This window comes from Vibrio sp. AIC-3 (assembly GCF_013114515.1).
Lineage (GTDB): Bacteria > Pseudomonadota > Gammaproteobacteria > Enterobacterales > Vibrionaceae > Vibrio > Vibrio crassostreae_C.
Genome location: NZ_VTXG01000005.1, coordinates 135,978 through 149,066 on the forward strand (window position 1 = coordinate 135,978; position 13,089 = coordinate 149,066).

10 protein-coding genes are annotated in these 13,089 nt (G+C 45.1%); 7 read left to right on the forward strand and 3 right to left on the reverse strand.

The window, feature by feature from the left end; translation table 11 throughout:
• Positions 1-53: 53 nt before the first annotated feature.
• Positions 54-2,642 (forward strand): bifunctional aconitate hydratase 2/2-methylisocitrate dehydratase, encoded by a 2,589-nt coding sequence (acnB, locus tag F0229_RS05860; RefSeq protein ID WP_171732441.1) that lies wholly within the window; start codon positions 54-56, stop codon positions 2,640-2,642.
• A 101-nt stretch (positions 2,643-2,743) separates the two neighbouring features.
• Here acnB and F0229_RS05865 read toward each other — a convergent pair whose 3' ends face one another.
• The 3 genes from F0229_RS05865 to F0229_RS05875 form a co-directional block, all read right to left on the reverse strand.
• The gene (locus F0229_RS05865) at positions 2,744-3,877 is read right to left on the reverse strand and encodes a glycerate kinase (RefSeq protein WP_171732442.1); all 1,134 of its coding nucleotides are present in this window, start codon (positions 3,875-3,877) and stop codon (positions 2,744-2,746) included.
• 16 nt (positions 3,878-3,893) lie between these two features.
• Positions 3,894-5,159, reverse strand: coding sequence for a GntP family permease (locus tag F0229_RS05870; protein ID WP_017059423.1), 1,266 nt, complete (start codon positions 5,157-5,159; stop codon positions 3,894-3,896).
• 127 nt (positions 5,160-5,286) lie between these two features.
• Positions 5,287-6,441, reverse strand: coding sequence for a sugar diacid recognition domain-containing protein (locus tag F0229_RS05875; RefSeq protein ID WP_017059422.1), 1,155 nt, complete (start codon positions 6,439-6,441; stop codon positions 5,287-5,289).
• Positions 6,442-6,572: 131 nt separating this feature from the next.
• Here F0229_RS05875 and F0229_RS05880 point away from each other — a divergent pair, with 131 nt between their 5' ends.
• The 6 genes from F0229_RS05880 (at position 6,573) to F0229_RS05905 (ending at position 12,982) form a co-directional block, all read left to right on the forward strand.
• The gene (locus tag F0229_RS05880) at positions 6,573-6,941 is read left to right on the forward strand and encodes a YacL family protein (protein WP_019824378.1); all 369 of its coding nucleotides are present in this window, start codon (positions 6,573-6,575) and stop codon (positions 6,939-6,941) included.
• A gap of 238 nt (positions 6,942-7,179) precedes the next feature.
• Positions 7,180-7,518, forward strand: a complete 339-nt coding sequence (gene glnK / locus F0229_RS05885; protein ID WP_004738200.1) for a P-II family nitrogen regulator — start codon at positions 7,180-7,182, stop codon at positions 7,516-7,518.
• Positions 7,519-7,545: 27 nt separating this feature from the next.
• Positions 7,546-8,775 carry an ammonium transporter gene (locus tag F0229_RS05890; protein WP_017059420.1) on the forward strand — a complete coding sequence of 410 codons (1,230 nt, stop codon included), beginning with the start codon at positions 7,546-7,548 and terminating at the stop codon, positions 8,773-8,775.
• 295 nt (positions 8,776-9,070) lie between these two features.
• On the forward strand, positions 9,071-10,084 hold the full coding sequence (locus F0229_RS05895) for a Fe(3+) ABC transporter substrate-binding protein (protein ID WP_171732443.1): 1,014 nt from the start codon (positions 9,071-9,073) through the stop codon (positions 10,082-10,084).
• Between the two features lie 244 nt (positions 10,085-10,328).
• Positions 10,329-11,954, forward strand: coding sequence for an iron ABC transporter permease (locus F0229_RS05900; protein WP_017059418.1), 1,626 nt, complete (start codon positions 10,329-10,331; stop codon positions 11,952-11,954).
• Positions 11,954-12,982, forward strand: coding sequence for an ABC transporter ATP-binding protein (locus F0229_RS05905; protein ID WP_171732444.1), 1,029 nt, complete (start codon positions 11,954-11,956; stop codon positions 12,980-12,982). Before F0229_RS05900 ends, F0229_RS05905 begins: the two co-directional genes overlap by 1 nt.
• Positions 12,983-13,089 lie beyond the last annotated feature (107 nt).

Below are 13,089 nucleotides of genomic sequence, written 5' to 3' on the forward strand. Positions count from 1 at the left end.
TTTACTAACAATTATGAAGGGAAGAAGTGAACCGCAATGAGAGGAAAAAAGTCGTGCTTGAAGCCTACCGTAAACACGTCGAAGAACGTGCTGCCGAAGGAGTTGTTCCAAAACCACTAGATGCTGAGCAGGTAGCTGGCCTAGTTGAACTTCTGAAGAATCCACCTCAAGGTGAAGAAGAAATCATTCTTGACCTACTAGAAAATCGCATTCCACCGGGTGTAGATGAAGCTGCTTACGTAAAAGCTGGCTTCCTTACGGCTATCACTAAAGGTGAAGTAGCTTCGCCACTAGTAAGCAAAGCAAAAGCTGCAGAACTGCTTGGTACCATGCAAGGCGGTTACAACATCGAATCTCTAGTATCTCTACTAGACGATGCTGAGCTTGCTCCAATCGCTGTTAAAGCGCTATCTCATACTCTACTGATGTTCGATGCGTTCTATGACGTAGAAGAGAAAGCGAAAGCTGGCAATGCTGCTGCACAACAAGTACTTCAATCTTGGGCTGATGCTGAATGGTTTACAGCGAAAGATAAAGTAGCAGAAAAAATCACAGTAAAAGTATTTAAAGTCACTGGTGAAACGAACACCGATGACCTATCTCCAGCGCCTGATGCATGGTCACGTCCTGACATCCCAGTACACGCGAAAGCGATGCTGAAGATGGAACGTGATGGCATTACTCCTGATGAACAGGGTAGCGTTGGTCCAATCAAACAAATTGAAGAAATGCAAAAAGATGGCATTCCACTGGCTTACGTAGGTGATGTTGTTGGTACAGGTTCTTCACGTAAATCGGCAACAAACTCAGTACTTTGGTTCATGGGTGAAGATATCCCATTCGTACCAAACAAGCGTACTGGCGGTGTTTGTCTTGGTGGTAAAATTGCACCAATCTTCTACAACACAATGGAAGATTCAGGCGCACTACCCATTGAACTGAACGTACAAGACATGAACATGGGCGATATCATTGATATCTACCCGTACGAAGGTGTTGTTCACAAGAACGGTTCTGTGATCTCAAACTTTGAGCTAAGCAAAGTACTTCTTGATGAAGTGCGTGCTGGTGGCCGTATTCCACTGATCATCGGTCGTGGTCTAACGGGTCGTGCTCGTGACGCTCTAGGTCTAGCTGAAACGGATCTGTTTGCTAAACCAATCGATCCATCGGCATCTGATAAAGGCTACACGCTAGCTCAGAAGATGGTTGGTAAAGCATGTGGCGTTGAAGGTGTTCGTGCTGGTCAGTACTGTGAACCTAAAATGACGACAGTCGGTTCTCAAGATACGACCGGTCCTATGACGCGTGATGAGCTTAAAGACCTTGCATGTCTTGGCTTCTCAGCAGACCTAGTGATGCAGTCTTTCTGTCACACATCGGCATACCCGAAACCAGTTGACGTAAACACGCACCACACACTACCTGATTTCATCATGAACCGTGCTGGTGTTTCACTACGCCCAGGTGATGGTGTTATCCACTCATGGCTAAACCGTATGCTTCTTCCTGATACTGTAGGTACAGGTGGTGACTCGCATACTCGTTTCCCTCTAGGTATTTCATTCCCTGCGGGTTCTGGCTTGGTAGCATTTGCTGCAGCAACAGGCGTTATGCCTCTTGATATGCCAGAATCTATCTTGGTTCGTTTTAAAGGTGAAATGCAGCCAGGTATCACGCTACGTGACCTAGTACATGCGATTCCTCTATACGGCATCAAGCAAGGCCTACTAACCGTAGAGAAAGCAGGTAAGATCAACGAATTCTCTGGTCGCGTACTAGAAATTGAAGGTGTTGAGCACTTATCTGTTGAGCAAGCATTTGAGCTTTCTGATGCATCTGCTGAGCGTTCTGCTGCAGGTTGTACCGTTAAGCTTTCTCAAGAGTCTATCTCTGAGTACTTGAACTCGAACATCGTGATGCTGAAGTGGATGATCGCTGAAGGTTACGGTGATGTTCGTACGATTGAGCGTCGTATTACAGCAATGGAAGAGTGGCTAGCTAACCCTGAGTTGCTGTCTGCTGATTCAGATGCGGAATACGCGCACGTTATCGAGATTGACCTTGCTGATATCGATCAGCCAATCCTATGTGCACCGAACGATCCAGATGATGCTCGTCTTCTTTCTGACGTTCAAGGCACAGAGATCCAAGAAGTGTTCATCGGTTCTTGTATGACCAACATCGGTCACTTCCGTGCTGCAGGTAAGATGCTTGAAGAGTTCAACGGCTCGCTAAGTACTCGCCTATGGGTGGCTCCGCCAACTAAGATGGATAAAGACCAGCTAACAGAAGAAGGCTACTACGGCATCTTCGGTCGTGCAGGGGTTCGTATCGAAACTCCGGGTTGTTCTCTATGTATGGGTAACCAAGCACGTGTTGCAGACAAGTCGACAGTAATGTCTACGTCTACTCGTAACTTCCCGAACCGTTTGGGTACAGGTGCGAACGTTTACCTAGCATCTGCTGAGCTTTCTGCTGTTGGCGCGATTCTAGGTCGCATCCCAACGAAAGAAGAGTACTTAGAGTACGCTGAGAAGATTAATGCAACGGCTGCTGATACATACCGTTACCTGAACTTCCATAAAATGGGTCAGTACACGGAAAAAGCAGACACGGTTATCTTCCAAGAGCCTGCGTAACGTCTGATTTTGTTGTAAATATAATTAAGGCCGCTGTGAATAGCGGCCTTAATTGCTTTTAGCATACAGCGAAAATTGCTTTTAGCTTACAGAGAGCTCGATTAGTGCTTAATCGTATACATTGCTGCAACATTGCGAGCAGTAAGTTCAATATTTTCAGCCGCTTCAGCCAAAGCTGTCGGCAAGTCTACTGAACGGTTCACTACCGCAAATACCGCGTCGATACCATGCTCATGAACCACACCACAATCACTGGCTAGACAGCCGGCAATACCGATGACAGGCAGTTTATGTTTTTTGGCTGTGCGAGCGACACCAATCGGTGTTTTGCCATGAATGGTTTGGCTATCAATGCGCCCCTCTCCTGTAATCACAAGATCAGCATCTGAGACTATTTCATCTAAATTGACGGCGTCCATTACGATGTTAATACCAGGGCGAAGCTCCGCATTTAACAGGCCAACAAGTGCCGCGCCTAGACCGCCTGCCGCGCCAGCACCAGGGAGATCAATGACATCGACGCCTAACTGGTTTTTCATGATACTGGCATAATGAGCAAGGTTAGCATCTAACTGCTCAACCATTTCTGGTGTTGCGCCTTTTTGCGGACCGAATACCTGTGATGCCCCTTTTGGTCCGCATAATGGATTATCGACATCACAAGCGACCTCTAAGCGTACGTTTTGTAGGCGTGGGTCGAGGTTGGTGAGATCAATGGTTGTCAGTTTTGACAGTTCACCACCACCAAACACCAGCTCGTGACCCTCTGCATCTAGCATACGAATGCCTAGCGCTTGAGCCATTCCTAAGCCACCATCATTGGTCGCACTACCACCAATGCCAATAATAATATGCTCAACACCTTTATCTAATACGGCTTTGATCAACTCACCCGTACCATAGGTAGTGGTTTTTAGTGGATTACGTTGTTCTGGAGAGACTAAATCTAGGCCGGAAGCGGCCGCCATTTCAATAATGGCAGTTTTACCGTCACCGAACATACCGTAGAAGCCTTCGACAATTTCACCTAATGGACCAATCACTGGATGTTGGATGATAGAGCCATTGGTCGCATCCACCAGAGATTGTACTGTGCCTTCACCACCATCAGCCATTGGTAATTTTACGTATTCGGCGTTTGGTATTAGCTGTTTAAAGCCATCTTCAATCGCTTGAGCAACGCCCATTGCTGATAGGCTTTCTTTATATGAGTCAGGAGCAATTACAATTTTCATTTTGATACCTTTAAACTTAAACAAACAGACCAAATACACCGAAGATCATTACTGAGACGAAGGCGATAACAAGACCGACCGCTGACTCATAAGGGATGAGTTTTAGACGTTCATGAATACTCATATGTACCGCACCACCCGTGGCATGGAAGAAGCTACCATGTGGCATATGGTCAAGTACTGTCGCACCAGAGTGGATCATTGCTGCGCCTGCGAGAGCTGGAACACCTAGCTCAAGAATGGTGCTGGCAAATACATTCGATGCCACTACTGTTCCGGCAGTTGTCGATGCGGTTGATAGTGCCATCAGTGCGCCAGAAAACGGAGCAAGTAAGTAAGAAGGCAGCCCAGACATCGTCAGCACTTCAATCAGATCAGCTTTTAGTCCTGAGTTAGCAATGATGCCTGCAATGGTTCCTGTGCCCAGTAGCATTACAGCAACCGGTGCCATACGTGACAAGCCTGAAACCGCAAAGCTATTGGCTTGTTTGAAGCGACCCATAGCCAGTGCACCCAGCAATCCACCCAAGGGTAATGCAATTAGAGGATCAACATTGATATCAGCGAGTGGTCGCAGCGCGAGTAGGGCAATAGCCACTAACGGTGCAACGATTGAAGAAGAAAAGCTTGGCAGTGAACTTTGATCCGCTTTGACCACTTCACTTTCCGCTACTTTTGAACCTTTATTGACGAGGCGCTTTGCCAAGAAGTAGGCGAAAAGCAGCCCAAATAGACCCGGAATCACGCCTGCAGCCATCACAGAGGTTAACGGAACATTGAACGCATCAGCCGCCGCAATGGCATTTGGGTTAGGCGACATGACATTACCTGCTTTACCGCCGCCCACCATCGCCAAAAGGATAGCGGTTTTAGAAAGGTCTGCGCGGCGAGCAATAGCCAGTGCAATAGGAGAAACCGTGATAACGGCCACATCAACGAAAACGCCAACAGCGGTTAAAATCATGGTCGCAATGGCAAGAGCAAGTAAGGCGCGAGTTTCGCCTACTTTTTTGATGATGGATTCTGCAATCGAGGTAGCCGCCCCTGATTCAATTAGTACGCCGGCCAACACACCAGCGGCGAGAATTCGCATCACTGAAGTGACGATCCCTTGGGCACCACCTATCATTAACTCAACGGTTTCGGTGAGAGAAACGCCGCCAACCACGCCGCCAACCAAAGCACCGATGATCATGCCGTAGGTGGGTGGCACTTTTTTAAGAATGAGCGCGATAGCAACAATCAATGCTGAAAGTGCGCCAAGAGTTGAAACTTCAATCATGTTCTATTTCCCAGATAACGATGTGTCATTTTCGGCAAATATAAAGATATAGGGTTGGTAAGTCTTTGTCATTCTCTACAAATAAGTGCTCAAATCGGTCCTTTTAAATTGTGCAGTTGCACATTTTTTAGCTCGACCAGTGGAATAGATTTATTGCAATGTAGAGTTGAAATAGATCGTCTATATTGTTGATATTTAATGATGTTATTTGGTTTATCTTGTCTGTTCGATAGCGTAGCGTATTGCGATGGATATGTAGTTCGTTACAGGTGAGAGCTGAATCACAGTTCTGCTTTAAATATGTCTTCAAAGTTTTGATCAGTATCCCTTTACTGTCCTGTTGTTGAAGATGTAGGTAAGACTGCTCCAGTTGCTCACGAATCCATGGATCTTGTAACAGGCTACTCATAATGGCCGGCAGTCGATAGTCTTGATAGAAAAACATGTCTCCGGGGCGGTTACCGACACTGCGCATAGTGAGCTCAGCGGTATCATATGAGCGTGCTAAACCAGAAAGTCCGGTAAAGTAATCCCCAAGCGCAATCTTGATTTGAAACTTAGCTTCTTTCTTTATTCTTTTGAGTAGCAATTTCACGCGCTTGGCTTCTGCATCCTTGGACCAGCTGTTCCCTATCAGGGTTATAGGCTTGAGTACCACCACTTCGTTTTGTGAAACAGACAAGATACCGACTAAATTATCGCGCTCGGGATATTCAAGTAAATGTACTAATTGCTGTAAGTTTTCCAATGAAGGCGCAGTGTCTCCTATCGGTAACACCTTGACGATGGCGGCAATCCGCGGTTGTGCAAGGTCGAGATCCAGACGCTGTGCGATGGATTGCAGTTGCATGTCATTAAGCGTGCTACCTCGGATTAATTGCAATACCAATTCTTCACGATGCCTCTTATTCCATTCTACTTGAGACATAAGTACAGCTTGTTCAACAATAAGCTCAGCGGTCATCTTCACCAGCTCACCAAAATGATGAACTTGCTGCAGTGTCCCAGAAACCCCAATCACCCCAATGACATTATCCTGAAATAGAATCGGTAAATTAACTCCAGGCTTAACCCCTTTTAGGTGTTCGGCAGTGGCTTCGTCAATATTAACGACTCGTGACTCGGTGATGGCAAGTACCGCTCCTTCATGTTTTTGGTATAAGCGAGTAGGATCACTGGATCCAATAATGCGACCTTTATTATCCATCACATTAATCGAGTGTGGGATGATCTTCATGGTTCGTTCGACAATTTGTTTGGCAATCATTTCGTTCAACTGCATAGAGCCCTCCTCTTCATTGACTGTGTAGGTTGGATCGTAACGATAAATTCGTCAATACGCTCGTTTCTGACAAGACAATGGTATACTCAGAAATAGTATCGCTTGAGTATTAATGCAGTATAGGTTGAGTTATGGAGTTTGAATTTACTAGAAACACTCTAATGGGTGAATACTATGTGAAATGCAGCATGGGCCATGAGATTGTTGGCCGTTGGCTTCAAGAAGAGATCGGTAAAGATAAGCAAAAATTAGATCATGTGATGGCGTTGATTGAGCAATCTCGACAGGACTTGAGCAATGAAGTGACGTTGCTTGGCAAAGAGATTAGCCTTGCGATTAATGAAGACGAAGTAACGATTCAAGAAAACGTGTTAGCGCATGAGCAAGAGATGGAAGAGGGCAGTGAGTTCGACTTCTATAACTGTGAAAGCCAAGCAAGCTGTGGAATCGACGATTTCGAACTGCTCATCGAACGCTGGATGGATTTTTTAGGTTACTAGTCCTAAGACCTATTTGTTAGTCATTCAGAGCTTTGAAGGCTCCGTTGCCCAAAACTGGAGCAATAAGAGCATCGCGCATTAAGATAGTGAAAAGGCCGCACCATGTTGGTGCGGCCTTTTTCGTTATTACGACCTTATTATCTTCATCTTATTTAAAATCAATCACTTAACTTTTTGGCACGCTACTTGGATTGTAATAAGAGAATTAACGGATTAAGTAAGAATTTAAGGAACGAATATGAAATTAATAAATGCCATTGTTAAGCCATTCAAATTAGACGATGTACGCGAAGCGCTCTCTGATGTGGGTATTGAAGGTATGACTGTTTCTGAAGTGAAAGGCTTTGGTCGTCAGAAGGGACACACTGAATTGTATCGTGGTGCAGAGTACCAAGTGGATTTCCTACCAAAGGTGAAGCTAGAGATTGCTACCCAAGCTGAGAATGTTGACCGAGTTGTTGAAGCGATTAGCCAAGCGGCACACACCGGAAAAATCGGCGACGGCAAAATTTTTGTGTATGACCTAAGCCAAGCCGTACGAATTCGTACTGGTGAAATGGATGCTGAAGCACTTTAAAGAATTACAAGGACTGGAGACTTTAATATGGAACTTACAACAACAGTAACGGAACTACGTTACGCACTAGACACTTTTTTCTTCCTCATTTCAGGTGCGTTGGTAATGTGGATGGCAGCAGGCTTCGCGATGTTAGAAGCTGGCCTAGTTCGTTCAAAGAACACCACAGAAATTTTAACTAAGAACATCTGTTTGTACGCAATTGCTTGTACAGCTTTCTTAGTGGTTGGTTACAACATCATGTATGTCGACAACGGTGAAGGCGGTTGGTTGCCATCATTTGGTACTCTAATTGGCACACAAGGTGAAGGCGCAGATCACTCTCTAGAATCAGACTTCTTCTTCCAGGTAGTATTCGTTGCAACAGCAATGTCTGTAGTATCTGGTGCGGTTGCTGAGCGTATGAAGCTTTGGTCATTCCTAATCTTCTCTGTAGTACTAACAGCGTTCATTTACCCTGTTGAAGGTTATTGGACTTGGGGCGGTGGTTTCCTATCAGAAGCGGGTTTCAGTGACTTCGCAGGTTCAGGTATCGTACACATGGCTGGTGCAGCAGCAGCGTTAGCTGGTGTTCTACTACTCGGTGCTCGTAAAGGTAAATACGGTAAGAACGGTGAAATCTACCCGATTCCTGGTTCAAACATGCCACTTGCAACGCTAGGTACATTTATCCTTTGGTTCGGTTGGTTCGGTTTCAACGGCGGTTCTCAACTGATGGTTTCGGATTTTGAGAACGCAACAGCAGTAGGTCAAATCTTCCTTAACACCAACGCAGCAGCAGCAGCAGGCGCAATTGCAGCACTACTAGTATGTAAAACAACTTGGGGTAAAGCAGACCTAACAATGATTCTTAACGGCGCGTTAGCTGGCCTAGTAGCAATCACTGCAGACCCTCTATCACCATCACCTCTATTTGCTGTAGCGATTGGTTCGGTATCTGGTGCATTGGTTGTATTCAGCATCATCGCACTAGACAAAGCTAAGATTGATGATCCAGTAGGTGCTATCTCTGTACATGGTGTATGTGGTTTCTTCGGTCTAATGGCTGTGCCACTAAGCAACGCTGATGCAACGTTTGGTGCTCAGCTAATGGGTGCAGCAGTCATCTTTGCATGGGTATTCGGTGCCAGCCTAGCAGTATGGGCGGTGCTTAAAGCAACAATCGGTATCCGAGTAACGGAAGATGAAGAACTTGAAGGTATGGACATGCACGATTGTGGTGTCGGCGCTTACCCTGAGTTTGTATCAGTAAAATAATCAACAGTCGTCGCCTAATCTGAATGGGTTAGGTTGGACAAAGAAAGCCCCGCAACTCTTGTTGCGGGGCTTTGTTGTATTTACGGTTGCACAATATATAAACACGAACGTTGAAGTTAGGCTCATTGTTTAAGGGGAACGACAAGACACAAAGTTGAAATGGTTTGTTACAAAAGTGAGAGTTTGAATGGTCTGAGTAGACGGATTTTTTGTTGGTCGTCATTGTAATTATGTTAATGATGAATATAATAACGCAACTGATAGACATTATCATTTCGATATGAAGGATTTTACAATGAAGAAACTGCTAACACTTTCAGCTCTAGCGTGTGGTGTAATTGCCCCGACAGCAATGGCTGCGGAAGAAGTAAACGTATACTCTTACCGTCAACCTTTCCTTGTTGAGCCAATGTTCAAAGAGTTCACAAAAGAGACTGGTATTAAAGTAAACGTTAAGTTTGCTAAAAAAGGTTTAGCAGAGAAGTTAGCTCAAGAGGGTGAATACAGCCCTGCAGACGTAGTGTTAACTGTAGACATCAGTCGTCTATCTGAGCTAACTAAACAAGGTTTAGTTCAGTCTGTTGAAAGCGAAGTTCTTGAAAAGAATATTCCTGCTCAATACCAAGATACAAACAATGAGTGGTTCGCTCTAACAACACGTACACGTAGCGTTTACTCTTCTCGTGACCGTGTTGGTCGTCTAGGTGAGGAGTTTACTTACGAAGATCTAACTAAGCCTGAATTTAAAGGTAAGATCTGTACGCGTAGTGGTAAGCACCCATACAATGTTTCTCTAGTATCTTCGATGATTGCTCACAAAGGTGAAGCTGAAACGAAAGAATGGCTAGAAGGCGTAAAAGCAAACCTAGCACGTAAGCCTCAAGGTAACGACCGCGCGCAAGTTAAAGCGATTAAAGAAGGTCTATGTGATGTTGCTCTTGGTAACAGCTACTACCTAGGTAAGATGGTTAATGATAAAGAGCAAAAAGCTTGGGCTGACTCTGTTTACATTAACTTCCCTAACCAAGAGACTACAGGTACTCACGTAAACATCTCTGGTATGGCAATGGCTAAATACTCTCCAAATGAAGAGAATGCCGTTAAGCTGATGGAATTCCTATCTGGTGACACAGCACAAAGCATGTACGCAGAAGTGAACTACGAATACCCAGTGAAAGCAGACGTTAAACCTTCTGAGCTTGTTGCTTCATGGGGCGAGTTCAAAGCGGATACTATTTCTCTAGACGAAATTGCAAACCACCACGCGGCTGCAATCAAGCTATTAGACGAAGTTAAGTTCGATCTATAATTTATTACGGTAGGCTTCGGCCTAAGTAAAATGACAACCTCAAGTCGCCATTTTGGCTACTTGGGGTTGTTTGTTATTGGAAAATCACTTTTTGATACAAAGCACCCCGTTGATCCCTTGAGTTATTAGCATCTCACCTTGAAGTCATTAGAGTATATGGGTATAAATAACCCCACCATTAAAAGGATATGAGATGTATTTGCAAATGCATTTGTGTTTCATTAAGCCTCGTTGTAGTTAGGCGATGAAAGAAAAGAATTATTTATGGAACACCAGTAGCGGCATTATTGCTGTATTACTGGTCTTACCGATCTTAGCGATTTTTACGACGGCTGTTGGAGAAACAGATGAGCTATTTTCTCATCTGATGTCCACAGTGATGCCTACCTATGCCTACAATACGGTGGTTTTAGTCATAGGAACCATGTTCCTGTCTTTAGTTTTTGGTATTCCGTCGGCTTGGGTTATGGCAATGTGCCGTGTTCCGGGAGAGCGTGTTTTGCAGTGGGCACTCGTCCTGCCATTAGCAATGCCAGGCTATATTGTTGGCTATATCTTTACCGATTGGTTCGACTTTGCCGGCCCTGTTCAGGTTCTACTGCGAGATCTTACTGGGTGGGGACCCGGTGAGTATTGGTTCCCAGATATTAGAACCTTATCCGGCGCTATTATTGTTCTGTCTCTCGTTCTCTATCCTTATGTTTACTTGCTGTGCCGCGCCGCATTTATGGAGCAAAACGTCTCCTTACTGCAATCCGCTCGGTTGCTAAAATGCTCGCCTTGGGAAAGCTTCCGTCGTATCTCCTTACCACTTGTTCGTCCATCAATGGCGGTCGGTTTATCGCTTGTTGCTATGGAGACCATCGGTGACTTTGGTACCGTGAGTTACTTTGCGGTAAATACTTTAACGACTGCGGTTTATGATACTTGGCTAGGCTACTCAAGCTTAACGGCAGCTGCGAAAATATCGGCAATCATGCTGGTTATCGTGATCCTACTGTTGAGCTCAGAGCGATACAGTCGCCGTAAGCAGAAGCTATTCCAGAATCAGTTCAGCAGCCGCGAAGATTTTCGTTACGACCTTTCTGGTTGGAAAAAATGGCTGGCACTATTCTGGTGCTGGGGATTAGTTTGCGTTGCGTTCTTATTCCCTCTTGGCCAGCTCATTATTTACGCCTACAAATATTTTGCTCAAAGCTGGACCCCTGAATTCAGAGAATATGCCATCAACAGCCTTTACGTTTCGGTAGCTGCTGCGATTATTGGCGTGATTATCGCGATGATTGTTAACTTTAATCAACGCGTTAGTCCGAGTAAGAAAAATCAGGCTTATATGCGTCTCGCTTCGATGGGCTATGCCGTTCCAGGCACCGTGTTAGCGATTGGGGTGATGGTACCTGTTTTGTTCATGGATCACTTGGTCAATGACATTGCGAAAGTGATGGAGTGGGGGCGACCTGGTTTGATCTTCTCTGGCTCCATGTTCGCGCTAATTTTTGCCATGGTCGTACGTTTCTCTGCAGTGGCAATTGGCAGTATTGAAAGCAGCTTGAGTAAAGTATCCCCTTCATTGGATATGGCCTCAAAAACCATGGGTTGCAATACCAATCAGATGTTACGCCGTGTTCATTTACCTTTGATTAAACGTGGCGCATTGATCGCTGGCTTACTGGTGTTTATCGAATCAATGAAAGAGTTGAATGCGGCCTTGCTGCTGCGTCCTTTCAACTTCGAAACATTGGCGACTTATGTTTATAACTATGCCTCAGATGAGCACCTAGAATTGGCGGCGATGCCTGCTGTATTATTGGTGTTGGTGGGTTTAATTCCTCTAATCATCGTAAACCGTTCCTTGGAGCAGAAAAACTAATGAGTTGTGCATTATCAATTAAAGATCTGACTTGTAAGTATGAGTCGCAAACCATTTTGGAAGCGCTCTCGTTAGAAGTTGAGCATGGTGAAATTGTTTGTCTTCTTGGTGCGAGTGGCTGCGGTAAAACGACCTTACTGAAGGCGATTGCGGGCTTACTTCCATTGAGTAGCGGTGTGATGAGTTTGAACTGTCAAACCATTGATGATGGCGAGAATTGGTTGCCACCAGAGCAGCGTAACATTGGTATGATTTTCCAAGATTACGCCCTGTTTCCGCACCTGACGGTAAACCAGAATGTCGGCTTTGGCTTGAAAGACCTTTCTGAGCAGCAAAAGAAAGACAAAGTTCAAGAGATGCTGGAGCTGGTTCACTTAGGTGAGTTCGGTGACCGCTACCCACATCAACTTTCAGGTGGTCAACAGCAGCGTGTCGCTATTGCTCGTTCTTTGGCGTACAAGCCAGACTTGCTACTGTTAGATGAACCATTCTCAAACATCGATACTCAGGTTCGTCATGAGCTGATTTCTCAGATTCGCAAGATTTTTAAGAAGCAGGGTGTGACAGCTATTTTTGTGACTCACAGTCGTGAAGAGGCGTTCGCGTTTGCAGATAAGATGGCAGTAATGAACCATGGTGTGATTGAACAGTATGGTTCGGCGTCGGAGCTTTACTTCCACCCTTCGAGTAAGTTTGTTGCAGACTTTTTGGGCGGCGGCAGTTACCTCAATGCACAGCGTATTTCAGAGCTGGAGTTTGAAACCAGCTTGGGTGTGGTTGAAGCTAAACCACAAACGGAGATTGAATTTGGCAGTGCGTGTGAGCTTCTTTTAAGACCACAGCATATCCAAGTTAGTTACGAACAAGACAGTGCTATTTCAGTACTAGAGCAGCAATTTATGGGCGATCACTGTCGTTATGTTATTGAAGCTCACGGTCAAAAGCTATTGGCAACCTCGTCAGAAGCGCTTGAAGTTGGTATGCCGGTCAACGTAAAAGTGGATACCAAAGGCGTATTGGCTTTCTAATTAGGTACAATTCATAGTACCGCTAATTCTCGATGAACCATAAAAAAGCCCAGCACTTTAATGTAAAGTACTGGGCAAAAGCTCTTCATCTATAGGGGTTAACAAGG